We start from the raw sequence: 17,490 nt of genomic DNA, 5'->3' as shown, positions 1-17,490 counted from the left end.
ATAATTTATAAGAATTTAACTTTTAGCTTTCAGCTTTTCACTTTTGGCTTTCCCCTTTAAGCTACACCCTTCTTCCCCGGATTCCTGAAAAATATCAGGAAAACAACCAATACAGCCAATGATCCCCATGCCGGATAGATCCATATCCCTTGCCAGTCATGTGCCATCGTTCCGCCAGCTTGCTCCAGCGTATGGGCAGCCTGCGAAACACCCGCCAGATGTGTACCTACAAATGCACCCAAACCCCAAAGAATGAATGCGATCAATCCCTGTGCGGCACCTCTTATCCGCTCATTTGCTTCTTCATCTACATACAGCTGTCCGGCAATGAACAGGAAGTCGTAGCAAACACCGTGAAGCAGGATTGCCGTGAATACAAATGTTGTTTGCATACTTCCTGCGTCGACGCTTCCAGCCAGAAAGAAGTAGCGTACCGCCCAGGCTAAGATTCCGATGAAGATCGTCTTCTTGTATCCAAAGGTTCTGAGTATGATTGGCAATAAAACAAGGAAAAGTATATCTGATACCTGTGCCAGCGACATTTTCGCTGCCGAACGTGTCCAGCCCAGTTCAGTAACGAACAGGTTCATATTCACGAAATAGAAATAAAGTGGGATACAGATCAGGAACATGCATCCGATAAATATGGCAAATGATGGTTTTTTCAATAAGGCGAGAGCATCTAATCCCAGTATCTCTCCCAGGCTCACATCCTTTCCGGTTTTCATGGGAGGAGTGTGCGGCAAAGTCAGACAGAAAAGTCCGAATAGTATCGAAATTGTTCCAGCAACATAAAACTGAATAGCAGAAAGCTCCCCTTCAAAGGCGAAGCTGAGTAATAAGCCTGCAGCGATCCATCCCACAGCTGAAAGTGTTTTTACCAATGGAAAATCGCGTTTTGGGTTTTCAAGGTGGTGCAGCGAGACTGAATTACCAAGGGCCAATGTAGGTACGTAGGTACAGCAATAAAGGATGAGCATAGGGTAGAAGGCTCCGAATGTGGTCATCTCCGGCAGCAGAAATAATAAAAGTCCTCCGAAAATACCTAGGAAAGCCAATATCTTTTCTGATGCAAAATACCGGTCGGCGATCAAACCAACAAAGAATGGTGCGATCATAGCTCCTATAGCAAAGGCGCCATAGGCTAATCCAATTTGTTCCCCGCTAAACTGAAGGGTTTTGCTTAGATAGCTTCCCATACTAACATACCATGATCCCCAGATCAGATATTGAAGAAACATGAAGATTGATAATTTGATTCTGATTTGTTTTTGCATCAGCTTAATTGTTGAGTTTTTTAGCTTAATTATTTGTTAACTATTTGTTGTGAAATGAATAGTTTAAACTATTCATTTTAATTTAGTTTAGCTAATAATAAAAGAAAATTCTGACACACTATCCATAGAGTTCAGCGCAGCGCTCTACGGATAGCCAAATAACCTGGAGTCTCCTGACTCCTCTTATTGTATTTCCCCTGTGGTCGGTGTTGTCCGTACCACCCACTAGTACAACTTTCATTACAGTTGGAATAATATTTTTTAAAAACATGTCTGTAGGCGCTGTTGAATTTTATTATCCATAAAAATTCTATAATAAATTTTAAGAAAAGTATGTATGGTGCTAAAAACGAGCAGTTTAAAGTGGTACAACACCGACCTCAGGACAAATTTCAGGCTTTATTTTACCGTTTAAACTGTAATACCTACCTCTTACTCATTTTATTTGCTTCAGGTAATTTATCATCGAGTTTAGCTTAAGTAAATCTTAATCTAAACTTATCTATGAAAAAAGTAAATGATCTTCTAAAAATTTCAGCCTGTGTAATTCTATTGTTCAGTTCCTGTGAAAAGGATGAAATTCAGAAGGAGATTCCAAGAGAAGGATTATCAAATACACCGGTAGAATTCAGAAGCTGGTTTAATAAACGATTTATTAATAATCAGATCAATATTCGTGGATTGAGTAATACCATTGATTCGACAAAATCGCTTAGTTCTATGCCTAAATTGCTCCTGGAGCCTGTATGGGATGAAGCAAAAAACTATACACGAGGTGATAGTACCATTGCAGAAATCCCGCTAAAGAATGGAAATATAGCTTTTTCAAAAAATCAGATAGATGCTAAGGCCTTTGATTTTTCAAAAACAGGCAATGTGACCAGCTTACTCTTTATACAAACAGATTCAAAGGTGCGAGGCGTATTGATGACCATCATTGGGGATGAAGCCTACCTGCAGGGAGATATCAAAAAGCTGAAGAATAATACATTTATAAAAAAAGAAAAAGACTTCAGCGGAGATGTTTTGTACCATAGCTCAAAGGGTATATTTATCAATGGCTATCGGTATTATGATGGTATTGTTGTGGGGTATATCAGCTCCGGTAAAGCATCCAACTCCAATGAAAAAAAGAAATATGCTAACGCTGCGGTAAAAGAACTTATTTGTGATACCTATAAGCAGGTTACAACCTACAGACAATGTGATGGGGGTTGCGTATATTGGACTGAGACTATCTTTTTTCAATACTGTTACATAGGAGATGGATTATCAGATCAGGGTCCTGTGGGTTGCGGAGGAGACGGAACTAAAGATCTTATGCAAGCAGTTGACGGGATTAATTGCGTGGAAGAGGATCCAATAGAGGATATAGAACCTACCCTTAAAGAGCTTGCGTATAAAATTTATATTCACAAATTGATAATGAGAAATGCAGCAGCAAAATTGGGCATTTGCCCTTCAGCAATAGAGTTATTAGAACAGGGGGTTGTGTGGACCGATATTAATACTGCTTTTGGAATGATTGGAGGCACTTCTATTTATCACTTTGATGCATTGTCAGATTATTATAATATTCAGCAGAATTGGAGCTTAATGACAAGTAATTTAAATAAACAACAATCAATTAGTAATTATCAAGCACTAGGATATTATATACATGCATTTCAAGATTTTTATGCACATTCAAATTATGGTGCTTTGCTAATCCGGTATTATGGTAATGATAAGAATAACATTCCTTTTTCGGAAGTTTTAAATGATACTTCGGGTAAGTATGATGGCTTAAAAGAGTTTTTAAAAAAGAATGAATTAAAAACTGGAACATTTGATTTAATTACGCACACTTTATCAGGACTTGGAATACCAAACCCTTTCGTAAATTATGAAGAAACTCATAGTGCCATTGCAGATGATGAGGTAGAGACGTTTGCCGGAAAATATGCAGCAAGACTTGCAGAACAAGAGACATCTAAGATTTTACAATGGGTTAATAAATGCAATTAGAATGACACAAATTAAATTATTAAAAGCGGCTCTTGCAATAGGTAATTGCCTGTTTATTTTAATACTTATCATTTTTAGTATTGATAGAGCTATAAGCTCAGATAAGTTTCCGGTGGATCTGGCCCTTATTGTCCTACTTAGCATTGCATTAGTTTTATTAATTATTTATGGTCTTCGGGCTTATCAAAATTGGAATGATAAAGGTTCATACCTTGCTATATTAGCAATCTCTACTTTATTTGATTTAATATATTTATTTATAATCTATGGCTTTGTTGTTAATCCTAAACTCTTTTTAAAAATTCCGCATTGGATCGTTTTTTCCATAATAATGCTTTTGTTATGGGTTTTGAATGTAATTGCTTTATTGAAAAGGGATAAATTATAATAGTATACTTTTTAGCTAACCTTAATAATTGCAATAAAATGAAAAATATTAAATTTTATAAAGTAGCCCTCGCTACAGGAAATTGCTTTTATATTACAATTGCTATTTATTTCTGTATAAAATATGGGGTAAATTCAGATCAGCTACCCGCTACCTTATTCATTTCTGCATTGCTAAGTCTACCTTTGATTTTGTTAATTGTATACGGTCGAAAGGTGTACCACCAAATCAATGACAAAGATTCCAACATTGCAATATTGGCGGTATCTGCTTTAGTTAATTTTGCGCATTTTCTGATTATATATTACTTTTTGCGATTCAGAAAAATCGTACCCTCAGAGTTTCAATTCATTGATTTTTCAATCTTATTGCCATTCGTTGGTTTTTCAATCCTAATGCTTTTGTTATGGGTTTTTAATGTTATTGTTTATTTGAATAGGGGTAAATGGATGAATAAATAATTTAAAATGGATGTTTTTCTTCCAGCCTTTAATAAATGTGAATAAAAAAAAATTTTAAAAGCGGCACTTGCTGTAGGAAATAGCGTATTCCTTTTAATTAAGATTATTTCTGGAATTGACAGTGCGTTAGGCTCAGATAAGTTCCCTGTTGATTTAGCCTTTGTTGCCTTACTTATTATAGTACTGGTATTGGTAATTATTTATGGACTGCGGGCTTACCAAACTAAGAATGATGCAGATTCATATTTTGCACTATTGGCAATATCTTCCCTGCTAGCTTTATTTCAATTTCTGATGATATTGGCACTAATCATGGATCCTAAACTATTTCTGCTAGAATTACCTTTTGTCGTTTTTTCAACAATAATGTTTTTAATATGGATCTTGAATGTCATTGCTTATTTGAATAGGGGTAAATGGATGAATAAATAATGTAAATGGACTATCCAAAGAGCTCAGTGCCACGCTAGATTTTATTTAAGGAACAAGCGATTTTTAAAATATATTAGAAAGTCACCCAAAATCGGTCAAAATGGAGTAAGGGTAATATTTCATCAAATGCATTTCAACATGAAAACTATATCGATACTTTTTTGTCTTTTTCTGGCGAGTTCAACTTCATATGGACAAGTTCAAATTAAGGAAATTCAATATATTGATCAAAAATCCTTATTGACTCAAATAGATACAGTAATATTTATTAAGGGTAAAAATATGGGGATTACTATTTTCAGGGTGAATAACGGATCTGGATCTGCTCATTTACCTGAATCTGATGAAGTTTCTCATAGCTTTCTGATTTCTGTTTCTGAATATGATGAAAATCCGGAAAGCAGGCTGTTTTCACTAGGGCCATTTATAAATCCCAAATTGTCCAGTAATAAAGATATGGGAGAAAGTTATTCTCTTCAAATCAGCTATGGGGTAAATATGCAAAGAAAAAAAAATCGCTTAATAATTGCTTTTGACTCTGTCCAATTGAGATAATGCAGGGGAAATTAAATGCATTTCTATTTAAGTTTCACGAAGGTCCCTCACCTGCTGAAGGGCAGGTTTCGGGATGACATCCGTTTAGGAGTCATTATTGCCTGCAACATCAAGCATTGGAAATTGGAATTCAAAGACTACATCTCTTATGTTAGAGCGTTTCCCCCGCTTGCTTTTCCTGCCATTGCTTACTAAACGATTTTTCTGCTACCTGAGGAAGTACGCGGTGTTTGCCCCAGCTTTTTTTGAAGAAGTTTCTCAGTAAAAAGTTCTTGAATTTGCCGCCCAACATATCCATCATCTTACGCTTCATCATCCCCATTTTCCAGCCTTTCCAGCCCAGACTTTCTGCACGGGGACTTAATCCCTGATTAACAGAATCTCTGCGGTTCAGGAGGAGCATTTTGTGGATATCAATTTTAACCGGACAAACTTCTGTGCATTTGCCGCAAAGACTGGAGGCATAACTCAGATGCTTGAATTCCTCCATCCCGGCCATGTGGGGAGTTATTATTGATCCTATTGGTCCGCTATAAGTAGTTTCATAGGTATGACCCCCGATGTTCTTATAAACCGGGCATGCATTTAAACAGGCACCACAGCGAATACAATACAATCCCTGGCGCTGATCTTTTTGAGCCAGTAAATTAGTACGGCCATTATCGAGCAGGATCACATACATCTCTTCAGGTCCATCGCTTTCATCGCTTTGTCTTGGTCCGCCCAGAATGGTATTGTAAACAGTCAGATTCTGACCGGTTCCATGCGTTGATAATATCGGCCAGAACAGATCCAGATCGTTGATGGATGGAATAACCTTCTCAATCCCAACAATGGCAATATGTATTTTTGGAAATGTGGTGGTGAGCCGGGCATTTCCTTCATTTTCAGTCAGTGCAATGCTTCCGCTATCTGCGATCAGAAAATTTCCGCCGGTAATTCCTACATCAGCAGAGGTATATTTCTCTCTTAATAGTTCTCTTGCTTTTAAGGTTAATTGTTCCGGTGTAGCATCGATCGGTGTACCAAATCGTTCATTGAATAGTTTGGCAATGTCTTCCTTGCTAAGGTGCATGGCCGGAGTAACAATATGATAAGGCTTCTGACCAAGCAATTGAACGATATATTCACCAAGGTCACTCTCAACCGTTTCAATATGGTTCTCCTCAAGAAATTCATTCAGATGAATCTCCTCAGTAGCCATTGATTTAGATTTAATAACGGTTTTTGCGCCTGCTTTTTTGATGATCTGAAGGATCTCTTTATTGGCCTCCGCAGCATCATTGGCCCAGATAACCTTTCCTCCTCTGCGCTGAAAATTGGATTCAAACTCAGGAAGGAGCTTGTCCAGGTTTTCCATCACCTTCCATTTGACCGTATGTGCCTTACGTTTTGAATTTTCAAGGTTCGCGAATTTTGAAAGTCCGCGCTCAACAGCCGCATCATACTTTCCAATATTATAATTAATGATACGGCGGTGATCCAGATCGAATGCCTTGGTATCAGAAGTTTTTACAAAATCGGAAGCTAATTTGCTCATCAGGCGAATTTAAGGATTTAGATGGTAAAGGATTGTAAACAACCTGAAATTTCTTTTATAATAGATTTTTGATATCAGACATGTAACTATCACTAATAAATGATCGTCTATATTGTATTATCTGTTGTCAGTTGTCAGTTTAAATGTATTCAATTTATATTTTATCATATGAAACTCTATTACGCATTAATTTTGCTGACATGGTTGAGCCTGGTCTCTTGCAATTCAAAGGTATATAGTGATAAAGATTTTTTTTCAGCGTCCAGGCCTGGACCGCAGAGTTTGGCTATTCTTCCCGTTGAAGTTATATTTTCGGGTAAGATGCCAAAGGACTGGGACGCAGACCGGCTTGTACAGATGGAGGCTGAGCAAAGCACATCATTTCAGGAAGCTATTTACGAAGATTTCCTCTTTCATGCCTCAGATAAAATTATCAGGAACAAGTGGGATGTGACAATGATGGATATTCGTGTGATAAATGCAAAACTTAAGGAGCAGGGCATCTCTTTGCAGGAGTCTTGGAAACTGCCTTCTGATGAACTGGCAAAGCTTTTAGGTGCCGATATGATTATAAGAGCCCGTGTCCAAAATGTGCGTTATATGTCTCAGGCAGCAGCCACAGGTATCAATGTTGGAGTTTCAGTATTGGAAGGAGTTCTGAGCAGGGGAGGTTCTTCCGTATATGTTCCCAGAGCTTTAGCAGGTGAGAGTGACATGAGTCTTTCCTTATATCATAGGTCAAAATCTGAAGCTGTAGCCAGAATGACTTCTGAGAATAAGTTTAAAGTTAGAAAACTCCCTGTATACGTCATAAACTAAAAATGCCTTAGCTAATCCCTGATTTAAATTATTACTTATCTGGTAGCGGGCATGTTGTTTTTGACATCCACAACCGGTCGCTTATCACGGTTCACCAGATCCCATCCAGTGTAATAGGCTAACTGTGCGCGTTTGCTTAAAAGGTTAAAATTGATCTTCCTGACCTCATCACTGCCTTTATGGTAGTCTTCATGCTTCCCGTTATAATAAAATATAACAGGCACTCCATTTTTGGCAAAATTGTAATGATCTGACCAGAAATAGATCTGTGTAGGATCATCTTTAGCATTATGCCTGTAATCGAGCTTCAATTTGGTATAAACCGCATTGGCATGATCACTGATCCTGTGCAGATCTATACTTAGTTTATCAGTCCCAACCAGATATAGGTAATTTGTTGAATCTGGTGTATTCCTGTAAATGAAATCGGTTCTGCCGATCATATCAATGTTTAGGTTCGTAATAGTATTAGCCATTGGAAATACCGGGTTCAGCGAATAATACTCCGAACCTAGAAGATTCTTTTCTTCGCCTGTAAACATCAGAAACAGAATACTGCGCCTCGGACCATTTCCTTCTTTTTTAGCTTTTGCAAAAGCTTTGGCGATCGCAAGTACACCTGAAGTTCCTGATCCGTCATCATCAGCCCCATTGAATACCTTGTCTTTTCCTCCATCCGAATTCATACCAATATGATCATAATGTGCTGAGTAAACCAGCAACTCATCTTTCAGATCAGTTCCTTCGAGATATCCCAATACATTGGATGATAAAACTTCCCTTTGCACCGGGCCATAACTTAGCTTTAGCTCTGCCTTAATCAGCATTTGTGCATTATTTGCAGCTAATTTTTCAAAGGTACTTCCTGAGTTTTTCAGGATCAGGTTTGCGATTTCAGGATTGATTTGAACTACCGGCGGACTATATACCTTGAGGGGAAAGCTCTCCCTGCTGCCATTTTTAACGCTGAGACTTACTCCTGAATTATGTGAATGATTAGAATTGTTTTTTTCTGTGTTGACTGCGAGTATCAATGCTGGCTTCTTTCTTTTCAAAAAGCTTAACCGCTTTGCAATTTCATCAGCTTGCCCATATTGAATGATTAAAACGACCTTTCCGGAAATGTCATTTTCTTTTAGTTCTGATTCTGTTTCCTTAGCTATGAAAAGTAGTTCATTGGCCTGAATCGTCCTGGCTTCTCCGCTGCCGCTGAATTGAAAGTCTTTACCTGAGCTCAATACATTTTTATTCAGCTCAAAAGAATGGACAAGCATGGATGTTTCAATCAATGAAACTTGCTGCAAATAGGAGCCATTTACGGGGGCAATGAGTTTCAGTTTCTTAAATTCCCGGGCAATATAAGCTGCTGCCATTTCAGCCCCGCGCTTACCGGTTTCTCTTCCTTCAAATTTATCTGATGCCAGAATGCTTAAATGCTTTTTAGTGATTTTTGCATTGATATTTCCGGCATACTTTTCAGCATTCGGATCCTGAGCGAGCGACTGTGAAGTTATGCCAGCTAAAAACAAAGCCCATAATACTGGTTTTTTCATCATGAATTCAAGATAGAGAAAAATACCGGCACAAAAAAAATGCCTCCGGAAACCGGAAGCATTTTTTAATTATTTCAGCAAACTTTATCTGCTTGCGGGCATATCATTTTTTACATCCACAACCGGCCTTTTGTCGCGGTTAACAAGGTCCCATCCAGTGTAATAAACCAGGTGTGCGCGTTTGGCAAGAAGCTCAAAATTGATCTTACTTACTTCATCACCCGCTTTATGGTAATCTTCATGAACTCCATTGAAATAGAATACAATTGGAATTCCATTTTTTGCAAAATTATAATGATCTGAACGGTAATAAATTCTTTCCGGATCTTTCGGATCATTAAACTTGTAATCAATCTTCATTTTGGTGTAAACAGCATTTGCATTTTCGCTGATCTTATGAAGGTCGGTACTAAGTTTATCAGAGCCTATCAGATAGCAATAATTAGCTGCATCAGGAGAGTCTTTATAGGCTTCACCTATTCTGCCGATCATATCAATGTTCAGATTGGTGATGGTATTAGCCATCGGGAAGACCGGATTCAGGGAATAATATTCAGAGCCCAGTAATCCTTTTTCTTCACCAGTTACCAGTAAAAATAAAATACTTCTTCGAGGGCCATGTCCTGCTTTCTTTGCCTTAGCATATGCTCTGGCAATTGCAAGTACGCCTGTTGTGCCAGATCCATCATCATCAGCACCGTTGTTTACTTTATCTGTACCACCATCTGTTGTCAGGCCGATATGGTCATAATGAGCAGAGAAAACCACCAGCTCATCTTTTAGGTCGGTACCTTCAAGGTAACCCAAAACATTCGCCGACATAACTTCTTTGTTTACCGGTCCGTAGTTCATCACTACTTCAGATTTCAAAACCTGTGTCTGTGGTGCAGCGCTATTATCAATAGCAGCTTTCAGTCCCTCATAAGTTTTGCCTGAATTTTTAAGAAACTGGTTTGCAACTTCAGGTGTGATATTCACCATAGCTGCAGTACTTGCGCGATTTGCAGCAGCTGCTTTGGTTTCTTTTTTAACACTTAAACGACCAGCTCTGGGCTTGTATGACTGAATTGCAGTACTTACATCCGGACTAACAGCCAGGATCAATGCAGGGTTTTTGCTCATAACATATTGTATGCGCTTAAAGCGGCTTGTCGACCAGTCGGAAGCAGTTGTACTCTTGCTGATAACTGAAACGCCATTCTGCATTGGTTCTCCCTTGTTGATCAGTAATACAACCTTTCCGGAAATATCAGTGTTTTTCAGATCATCGTAATTATCAGACCCGATACCGTAGCCAATAAAGACAATTTCACTTGCCCTGATCGATTTAGCATCACCACTTCCACTGAACAGGTAATCTTTGCCCATCGTCAACGCTGTATTATTTGCAGTGAAAGAAGTTACGTCAAATGAAGTTTCGATCAATGGCACATTCTGAATGTAAGTACCATTTACTGGTGCTGTTAATTTCAGTTTTTTGAATTCTTTGGCGATATAAGCAGCTGCCATTTCGGCTCCGCGTTTACCTGTTTCTCTGCCTTCAAATTTATCTGAAGCAAGTATGCTCAAATGTTTTTTAGCTTTTTTTGCAGTGATCTGTCCTGCATATTTCTGTGCATTCGGATCCTGAGCATAGCCCTGTACGGAAATACCCGCCACGAGTAATACCCATAGTGATTGTTTTAGCATCATATATTAATTGGTTAGTTTTAATTGGTTAACAGGAAATTTTGTTTGTCCTGTTTGAATGTCTGCCGCCTTCAAATTCTGAATTGATGAATTTCATACAGATATTCTTTGCTTCTTCCTTTGTTATGAACCTTGCAGGTATGCAAAGGATATTCGCATTGTTATGAGTTCTTGCGAGTTCAGCAAGTTCTTCATTCCAGCATATCGCAGCCCGAATACCCTGATGTTTATTTGCAGTCATGGCAACACCGTTTGCGCTTCCGCAGATGAGGATACCTATTGTGAATTCAGCATTCTCAACAGCACTGGATACCGGATGCGCGAAGTCCGGATAGTCAACAGAATCAGCGCTATAGGTTCCAAAGTCCTTGATTGAATAATCCTTCAGAAAATCAATAAGCATACTTTTATATTCAAAACCTGCATGATCTGCTCCTATGGCGATACTGATATTTTTAGTCATTGTTTATTATTTGAGTTTGTATCAATCATTCTTATAAAATTCAATCTCAGCTTTCTTTTTGTTAGCTGCCACTCGTGCCGAAACATAGATACTTACTTCGTAAAGCAAGAATAGTGGGAAACTAACGGTAAGCATTGTTACCAGGTCAGGAGTAGGAGTTACAATTGCTGCAATGATCAGAATGATCACTGTCGCATATCTTCTGGATGACCTCATGAACTCTGGTGTCATGATCCCAAGCTTGGAAAGTATATAAATTACGATCGGTAATTCGAAGGTTATAGCAGCACCAATGGTTAATGTAGCAACAACAGAAAAATATGATGAGATCGTGATCTGGTTATTAATGATCGAACTGACTTCGTAATTAGATAAGAAGTTAATTGATAGGGGTGCGATGATATAATATCCGAAAAGCAATCCTATGATAAATAACATGGAAGCCCAGAAAACAAATCCTGTAGCCGATTTACGCTCGTTCTCGTGCAATGCCGGCTTCACAAAACGCCAGATCTCAAATAAAAGGTAGGGAACACCTAAAACAATTCCTATCATGAGGGAGGAATTCAGTTGCAAAGTGAACTGTCCGCCCAATTCAGTATTGATGATATTAAAGCTTAGTTTTTTTACACAGAAATCGGCGCCCAGATTAAATTTTTCTGTTGCTGCGCACATCATTCTATAGGTCCAGAAATCGGTACGTCCCGGGCCCATGATGATCTCATCAAAAATAAAGTCGTAAAAGCTGAATGCCAGAATGGTGAAACTTACAATGGCTATTGAAGCACGGATCAGGTGGCCCCGCAGGACATCCAGATGATCAAAAAAAGACATTTCGGCTTCAATAGTTTTACCTTTTTCTTTGATAGCCTTAACCAGGTCAGTACGTTCCTTACTCATAATTTGAAAACAAAAATACCATTCTATTTGATTTTAGAATGGTATTTGGCAGATATTTAATAAGCATCAATTTAATTGTGACAATCAGCTCCAAAATATACGAATTTGACCGGCATTTGCTGTTAACCAGCATATAATGTGCATGTTATTCACTGAGGTCAAAACTCTCCATAAACTTGGTTGTAAAATTTCCTGCACGGAAATTAGGGTCTTTCATCAATCGTAAATGAAAAGGAATGGTAGTCTTTACACCTTCGATCACAAACTCACTCAAAGAACGCTCCATGGTACAAATTGCTTCTTCACGTGTTTGTGCAACACATATCAGTTTAGCGATCATTGAATCGTAATTTGGTGGGATATGATATCCAGCATACACATGAGTATCAACACGTACTCCGTGACCGCCCGGTGAATGGAAATTGGTGATCAATCCAGGTGATGGCCTGAAATTGTTAAACGGATCTTCCGCATTGATACGGCATTCGATCGCATGCATCTCAGGAATATAATTCTTTCCTGAAATTGGAATTCCTGAAGCTACTTTGATCTGCTCTTTGATCAGGTCGAAGTTTATAACCTCTTCAGTAACAGGATGTTCCACCTGTATGCGGGTATTCATTTCCATGAAATAGAAATTGCGGTGCTTATCGACCAAAAATTCTACCGTTCCGGCTCCTTCATAGTTTACAGCCATCGCTCCTTTAATAGCAGCTTCACCCATTTTCTCTCTGAGTTCAGGTGTCATGAATGGAGAAGGAGATTCTTCAACCAGTTTCTGATGGCGTCTTTGTATAGAGCAATCACGTTCTGATAAATGGCAAACTTTGCCATATTGATCTCCAATTACCTGTATTTCAATATGGCGTGGATCTTCAACGTATTTCTCAAGATAAAGTCCGTCATTTCCAAATGCTGCCGCTGATTCCTGACGTGCTGAATCCCATGCCGGTTCAAATTCTCCATCCTTCCATACGATACGCATTCCGCGGCCTCCGCCACCGGCTGTTGCTTTCAGTATTACAGGATATCCTATTTCGTTGGCTATTTTAATTCCTTCTTTAACATCTGTTAAAAGTCCCTCAGATCCTGGGATCGTTGGTACGCCAGCCAGTTTCATAGTTTCCTTTGCGGATGCTTTATCGCCCATCCCATTGATCTGATCAGCAGTTGCTCCGATGAATTTGATCCCATACTCATTACAGATGGCCGAAAATTTAGCATTCTCAGATAAGAAGCCGTAACCCGGGTGGATGGCGTCTGCATTGGTTAACTCGGCTGCTGAAATAATATTAGGGATGCTCAGGTATGAATCCTTACTTGCAGGTGGCCCGATACAAACAGCCTCATCTGCAAAACGAACATGTAAACTATCGCGATCTGCAGTTGAATAAACAGCTACGGTCTTTACTCCCATTTCCTTACAGGTACGGATGATCCGAAGAGCTATTTCACCACGATTTGCAATTAGTATTTTTTTAAACATAGTTTTTTCTTTTGAAAATTTGAGGATTGGAAAAATGAAGATCTGACAGGGACCAGGTACAATTACCTTAACCTGTAAATCTCAAATTGCTGATCTTCAAATTAAATAGGCTCAACCAAAAATAAAGGCTGGTCATATTCCACCGGACTTGCATTGTCAACCAGAATTTTAACAATACGACCTGAAATTTCAGATTCGATCTCGTTGAAAAGCTTCATTGCTTCAATGATACATACCACCTGTCCTGCTTTTACCTCATCGCCTACATTCACAAATAATGGTTTATCCGGACTAGAAGAACGGTAGAATGTACCGATCATAGGTGATTTTATGGTCAGGTAAGTAGATGTATCTTCTTTTGCTGGTGCCGCAACTACGGGCTCTGCAACGCTTGTTACTGTTGCAACTGCAGCAGGGGCTGCCTGTAATTGAGGTGCGGCTTGGGCCGGTACACCTGTTACATAAGTTGGTGGCTGATTGGTTTTTATGGTAATTTTAAACTCTTTCTGTTCAATAGAAACTTCATTTACTCCAGATCTGGAAACAAATTTTATAAGTTCCTGAATTTGTTTAATATCCATTTTGTTTAGTTTAGGTTTTTGGATTTTATTCTATAATTATAATAAAAATATTAAGAAATGCTTCTGGTTTTTTTAGTAAGCCCACTTAAGATATAAGGAACCCCAGGTAAATCCGCCTCCAAAGGCAGCTAATACCAGATTGTCCCCTTTTTTTAGTTTGCTTTCCCATTCCCATAAACACAATGGTATTGTTCCATTTGTGGTGTTGCCGTATTTTTCGATATTGATCATCACCTTTTCAGAGTCTATTCCGCAGCGGTTGCTGGTAGCATCAATGATTCGTTTATTTGCCTGATGAGGAACCAGCCAATCTACATTATCAGAAGTAAGATTGTTTCTGTCCATGATCTCAGCTGCTACATCGGCCATATTGGTTACAGCAAATTTAAACACTGCTTGTCCTTCCTGATAAAGGAAATGCTCATCATTATCTACAGTTTCATGGCTGGCGGGTCTTAATGATCCTCCTGCTTTCTGACATAAATACGGACCGCCCGAACCATCACTTTTCAGGATAGAATCAATCACTCCGTAACCTTCGGTATTTGGCTCAAGTAAAACAGCACCACAACCATCTCCGAATATGATACAGCTTGTCCGGTCTTTATAATTGATGATGGATGACATTTTATCGCCGCCAACTACCAGAACTTTCTGATGTTTTCCGGTTTCAATGAACTGAGATCCTGTGGCTAAACCGAATAAGAAACCTGAACAGGCAGCATTCAGATCATATCCCCATGCATTAACAGCGCCGATCTTATTAGCAAGAAGATTTGCGGAAGCAGGAAACACCATATCCGGTGTAGTAGTACAGAAAATGATCAGATCGATCTCTTCTGCACTGATTCCGCGTTTTTTAAGCAAGCCATCAACAGCATAAACTGCCATATCTGATGTGCCCAGATTCCCTTTCAGGATCCTGCGTTCTTTAATACCTGTACGGCTTACTATCCACTCATCGTTGGTTTCAACCATTCCTTCCAGTTCCTTATTCGTTAAAATATATTCAGGAACGTAGGCATTTACGGCTGTTATTGCAGCGTGAACTTTAGACATGATAAATTGGAACTAATTATTTAAAAGCTTCTTTGATTTTATCAACAAACTGGGTTTCAACCATCGTTCGGGATAAAAGTACCATATTTTTAATTGCTTCCGGACTGGAGATACCGTGGCCAATCAGAACAGGTGCATTAACCCCTAAAATAGGGCTGCCTCCATATTGTTCATAATTGAAACGGTCAAAGAATTCGTCTTTAAATCCTTTTTTTAGTGTGAGGATATAGAAAGTTTCGGCTAATTTTAACATGACATTACCTGTAAATCCATCACAGACAATGACGTCTGCTTTGTCATTGAACAGATCCCGGCCTTCAATATTGCCGATGAAATTGATGTCAGATTTTTGTAAGAGTGGGAATGTGGATTGAGTAAGTACATTACCCTTTTCTTCCTCTTCACCCAGATTCATCAATCCCACTTTGGGATTCTGAATGTGGTAAACATGTTCCGCATATAAACTGCCTAACATACCAAACTGGGCCAGAACTTCAGGCTTACAGTCGGCATTAGCACCTACATCCAGCATGATTCCAAAGCCGGATTTTAATTTAGGAACATTCGTTGCAACTGCCGGACGGATAACGCCGGGAACAGGTTTTACGCTGAAAATAGCACCAACCAGCATAGCGCCGGTATTTCCTGCAGAAGCAAATGAATCTATTTTACCATCTTTCAGATACTGGAAACCCAGGCTGATGCTTGAATTAGGCTTTTGAAGTACAGATTTTGTTCCGTGTTCTCCCATACCTATCATTTCTGTGGTATGAACAAACTCGAAATCATCCGGACTTACGCCCTCTTCAGTAAGAAATGGTAAGGCTTGAGCTTTATCACCAAAAAGAACTATTTTCTGGTCTGCTGATAAGGCTTTTTGAGCTGCAATTGCACCCAAAACTGCCGCTTTGGGAGCAAAATCTCCACCCATTATATCTAAGCCGATCTTCATCTTAGAAAGGTAACTTAGGCAATAGAAGTGTTTTCAATCACCATTTTTCCGTTATAATACAAGTTGCCATCAACTGTATATGCACGGTGAGGTAAATGAACGGCACCAGTAGTCTGGCAGGTAGTTAAACCCGGAGCTTCTGCTTTGTAGTGTGTTCTTCTTTTATCTCTTCTTGATTTGGATATTTTCCGTTTTGGATGTGCCATTTGTTCCTATGTATTAATTTACTTTTTTATGTTCTTTAATGCTTCCCATCTTGGGTCAGCATCTTCAATTTCTTCTTTTGGTCCTGGTGCAAGCTGCTCCAGTTTTGCAATCATTTCACGATCACACCATTCTGTATTTCCTTCATCTTCACAGCGGGTGATATAAGGCACCGCCAAGTTGATAAATTCATAGATCAGAGTAGCTACATTGATCTCAGTTTCACTTCGCTTTAAAACAACGATCTCTTCGGTATCATCCTCCAGATCTTCATTTCCATTTAATTTTGCAATTTGCCTCTCCTTAAAATCTACCTGATAAGGGTAGTCTGCCAGACAAACATCGCATCCCAATTTTATTCCACCATAGATATGAAAATGCAGGATCATCATTGTTTCCTGCTTCTCCAGATCAAGGTCAACCTTGAGTTTTCCGCTTTTTACCAGGGAGTATTCAAACTCCTTAAAAAAGGAATCTTCCACCCCAAATTCAAACTGATGAATCCCAGGCTTTAATCCGGTAAACGGAATGCTATATTCTTGTAATGATTTCAAAGCACGCCAATTGAGCCTGCAAATTTAGAAAAATTTATTTAGTTGGGAACAGTTTTTTTAAAATGAATGCTTGTCGACCAGCCTTTGTTTAGTTTTTATCCCCATGGGACGTAAATTATTGAATTTCTTAGGGCTTGTGCCTTATTCATTACATGTTAAAGCAAAACTATCTTTAAACTGCGTTTTCCTGAAGAAGCCCAGTGGTATCAGTGGTATTAACATCAGTATTGAAAATTTCTTTAGTATTAGTATAGGTATAATTATTCCCACTGCTGCAAAACCGATCATGATTCCCAGCCCCAGTTTATAGGTGGCACTTGGATTGATAGTTATGATCTTCGATTCACCCTGCTTCACTTCTATCTCTTTCATTTGACCTGTGTCTCCATTTCCTACTTCAACAACATGTTTTCCGGGAAAAACATCGTATTCCACTCTGTTGTTCAAGTAATTCATTGTAAAATCTTCTTCCCCGGCAAATTTTAAAAGGTATTTATTAGCCTTATTATAAATGCCGCTGCTTTTAGACATCCTGACAACTATTTTTCCGTTTTTCATATGGATATCTCT

At 38.8% G+C, this 17,490-nt stretch carries 17 protein-coding genes; 4 read left to right on the top strand and 13 right to left on the bottom strand.

Going from position 1 to position 17,490, the window contains the following annotated elements; translation table 11 throughout:
- Positions 1 to 56: 56 nt before the first annotated feature.
- Positions 57 to 1,277, bottom strand: coding sequence for an MFS transporter (locus BLR27_RS03600; RefSeq protein WP_090700103.1), 1,221 nt, complete (start codon positions 1,275 to 1,277; stop codon positions 57 to 59).
- Positions 1,278 to 1,781: 504 nt separating this feature from the next.
- Here BLR27_RS03600 and BLR27_RS03595 point away from each other — a divergent pair.
- The 3 genes from BLR27_RS03595 to BLR27_RS03575 all read left to right on the top strand — a co-directional run bounded on the left by BLR27_RS03595 (position 1,782) and on the right by BLR27_RS03575 (position 5,120).
- Positions 1,782 to 3,284: a hypothetical protein gene (locus tag BLR27_RS03595; protein WP_090700099.1), complete on the top strand. Its 1,503-nt coding sequence runs from the start codon at positions 1,782 to 1,784 to the stop codon at positions 3,282 to 3,284.
- 1 nt (position 3,285) lies between these two features.
- Positions 3,286 to 3,672: a hypothetical protein gene (locus BLR27_RS03590; RefSeq protein ID WP_090700094.1), complete on the top strand. Its 387-nt coding sequence runs from the start codon at positions 3,286 to 3,288 to the stop codon at positions 3,670 to 3,672.
- A 1,031-nt stretch (positions 3,673 to 4,703) separates the two neighbouring features.
- Complete coding sequence (locus BLR27_RS03575; RefSeq protein ID WP_090700080.1) at positions 4,704 to 5,120, top strand: hypothetical protein; 417 nt, start codon at positions 4,704 to 4,706, stop codon at positions 5,118 to 5,120.
- Positions 5,121 to 5,271: 151 nt separating this feature from the next.
- Here the strand turns inward: BLR27_RS03575 and BLR27_RS03570 are convergent, their stop codons facing one another.
- The gene (locus tag BLR27_RS03570) at positions 5,272 to 6,660 is read right to left on the bottom strand and encodes a LutB/LldF family L-lactate oxidation iron-sulfur protein (protein WP_176767598.1); all 1,389 of its coding nucleotides are present in this window, start codon (positions 6,658 to 6,660) and stop codon (positions 5,272 to 5,274) included.
- Positions 6,661 to 6,828: 168 nt separating this feature from the next.
- Between BLR27_RS03570 and BLR27_RS03565 the strand changes: the two genes are divergently transcribed.
- Complete coding sequence (locus BLR27_RS03565) at positions 6,829 to 7,479, top strand: hypothetical protein (protein ID WP_090700071.1); 651 nt, start codon at positions 6,829 to 6,831, stop codon at positions 7,477 to 7,479.
- A gap of 35 nt (positions 7,480 to 7,514) precedes the next feature.
- Here the strand turns inward: BLR27_RS03565 and BLR27_RS03560 are convergent, their stop codons facing one another.
- The 11 genes from BLR27_RS03560 to BLR27_RS03510 all read right to left on the bottom strand — a co-directional run bounded on the left by BLR27_RS03560 (position 7,515) and on the right by BLR27_RS03510 (position 17,478).
- Positions 7,515 to 9,035, bottom strand: coding sequence for a M28 family peptidase (locus BLR27_RS03560; RefSeq protein ID WP_090700067.1), 1,521 nt, complete (start codon positions 9,033 to 9,035; stop codon positions 7,515 to 7,517).
- An 81-nt stretch (positions 9,036 to 9,116) separates the two neighbouring features.
- Positions 9,117 to 10,724: a M28 family peptidase gene (locus BLR27_RS03555; protein WP_090700063.1), complete on the bottom strand. Its 1,608-nt coding sequence runs from the start codon at positions 10,722 to 10,724 to the stop codon at positions 9,117 to 9,119.
- Positions 10,725 to 10,749: 25 nt separating this feature from the next.
- Positions 10,750 to 11,184, bottom strand: a complete 435-nt coding sequence (gene rpiB / locus BLR27_RS03550) for a ribose 5-phosphate isomerase B (protein WP_090700059.1) — start codon at positions 11,182 to 11,184, stop codon at positions 10,750 to 10,752.
- A 21-nt stretch (positions 11,185 to 11,205) separates the two neighbouring features.
- Positions 11,206 to 12,084, bottom strand: a complete 879-nt coding sequence (gene tatC / locus BLR27_RS03545) for a twin-arginine translocase subunit TatC (RefSeq protein WP_090700054.1) — start codon at positions 12,082 to 12,084, stop codon at positions 11,206 to 11,208.
- Positions 12,085 to 12,229: 145 nt separating this feature from the next.
- The gene (accC, locus tag BLR27_RS03540) at positions 12,230 to 13,570 is read right to left on the bottom strand and encodes an acetyl-CoA carboxylase biotin carboxylase subunit (RefSeq protein WP_090700050.1); all 1,341 of its coding nucleotides are present in this window, start codon (positions 13,568 to 13,570) and stop codon (positions 12,230 to 12,232) included.
- 101 nt (positions 13,571 to 13,671) lie between these two features.
- A complete protein-coding gene (accB, locus tag BLR27_RS03535; RefSeq protein WP_090700046.1) occupies positions 13,672 to 14,151 on the bottom strand; it encodes an acetyl-CoA carboxylase biotin carboxyl carrier protein in 480 nt (159 codons plus the stop codon).
- A gap of 72 nt (positions 14,152 to 14,223) precedes the next feature.
- Complete coding sequence (locus BLR27_RS03530) at positions 14,224 to 15,210, bottom strand: beta-ketoacyl-ACP synthase III (protein WP_090700041.1); 987 nt, start codon at positions 15,208 to 15,210, stop codon at positions 14,224 to 14,226.
- Between the two features lie 16 nt (positions 15,211 to 15,226).
- Complete coding sequence (gene plsX / locus BLR27_RS03525; protein WP_090700037.1) at positions 15,227 to 16,162, bottom strand: phosphate acyltransferase PlsX; 936 nt, start codon at positions 16,160 to 16,162, stop codon at positions 15,227 to 15,229.
- Between the two features lie 14 nt (positions 16,163 to 16,176).
- Positions 16,177 to 16,368: a 50S ribosomal protein L32 gene (gene rpmF / locus BLR27_RS03520; protein ID WP_090700032.1), complete on the bottom strand. Its 192-nt coding sequence runs from the start codon at positions 16,366 to 16,368 to the stop codon at positions 16,177 to 16,179.
- Between the two features lie 18 nt (positions 16,369 to 16,386).
- The gene (locus BLR27_RS03515) at positions 16,387 to 16,920 is read right to left on the bottom strand and encodes a YceD family protein (protein ID WP_090700027.1); all 534 of its coding nucleotides are present in this window, start codon (positions 16,918 to 16,920) and stop codon (positions 16,387 to 16,389) included.
- Between the two features lie 141 nt (positions 16,921 to 17,061).
- Positions 17,062 to 17,478, bottom strand: a complete 417-nt coding sequence (locus tag BLR27_RS03510) for a hypothetical protein (RefSeq protein ID WP_090700024.1) — start codon at positions 17,476 to 17,478, stop codon at positions 17,062 to 17,064.
- Positions 17,479 to 17,490 lie beyond the last annotated feature (12 nt).

The sequence above is a fragment of the Daejeonella rubra genome (assembly GCF_900103545.1).
Lineage (GTDB): Bacteria > Bacteroidota > Bacteroidia > Sphingobacteriales > Sphingobacteriaceae > Daejeonella > Daejeonella rubra.
Note: the sequence above shows the minus strand (reverse complement) of the source record. Positions and strands in the feature narration are given on the sequence as shown.

Bases quoted from the DNA above. Each gene is read 5' to 3' on its own strand.
- BLR27_RS03600 (WP_090700103.1), bottom strand. From the start codon at position 1,277: ATGCAAAAACAAATCAGAATCAAATTATCAATCTTCATGTTTCTTCAA.
- BLR27_RS03595 (WP_090700099.1), top strand. From the start codon at position 1,782: ATGAAAAAAGTAAATGATCTTCTAAAAATTTCAGCCTGTGTAATTCTA.
- BLR27_RS03590 (WP_090700094.1), top strand. From the start codon at position 3,286: ATGACACAAATTAAATTATTAAAAGCGGCTCTTGCAATAGGTAATTGC.
- BLR27_RS03575 (WP_090700080.1), top strand. From the start codon at position 4,704: ATGAAAACTATATCGATACTTTTTTGTCTTTTTCTGGCGAGTTCAACT.
- BLR27_RS03570 (WP_176767598.1), bottom strand. From the start codon at position 6,660: ATGAGCAAATTAGCTTCCGATTTTGTAAAAACTTCTGATACCAAGGCA.
- BLR27_RS03565 (WP_090700071.1), top strand. From the start codon at position 6,829: ATGAAACTCTATTACGCATTAATTTTGCTGACATGGTTGAGCCTGGTC.
- BLR27_RS03560 (WP_090700067.1), bottom strand. From the start codon at position 9,035: ATGATGAAAAAACCAGTATTATGGGCTTTGTTTTTAGCTGGCATAACT.
- BLR27_RS03555 (WP_090700063.1), bottom strand. From the start codon at position 10,724: ATGATGCTAAAACAATCACTATGGGTATTACTCGTGGCGGGTATTTCC.
- rpiB (WP_090700059.1), bottom strand. From the start codon at position 11,184: ATGACTAAAAATATCAGTATCGCCATAGGAGCAGATCATGCAGGTTTT.
- tatC (WP_090700054.1), bottom strand. From the start codon at position 12,084: ATGAGTAAGGAACGTACTGACCTGGTTAAGGCTATCAAAGAAAAAGGT.
- accC (WP_090700050.1), bottom strand. From the start codon at position 13,570: ATGTTTAAAAAAATACTAATTGCAAATCGTGGTGAAATAGCTCTTCGG.
- accB (WP_090700046.1), bottom strand. From the start codon at position 14,151: ATGGATATTAAACAAATTCAGGAACTTATAAAATTTGTTTCCAGATCT.
- BLR27_RS03530 (WP_090700041.1), bottom strand. From the start codon at position 15,210: ATGTCTAAAGTTCACGCTGCAATAACAGCCGTAAATGCCTACGTTCCT.
- plsX (WP_090700037.1), bottom strand. From the start codon at position 16,162: ATGAAGATCGGCTTAGATATAATGGGTGGAGATTTTGCTCCCAAAGCG.
- rpmF (WP_090700032.1), bottom strand. From the start codon at position 16,368: ATGGCACATCCAAAACGGAAAATATCCAAATCAAGAAGAGATAAAAGA.
- BLR27_RS03510 (WP_090700024.1), bottom strand. From the start codon at position 17,478: ATGAAAAACGGAAAAATAGTTGTCAGGATGTCTAAAAGCAGCGGCATT.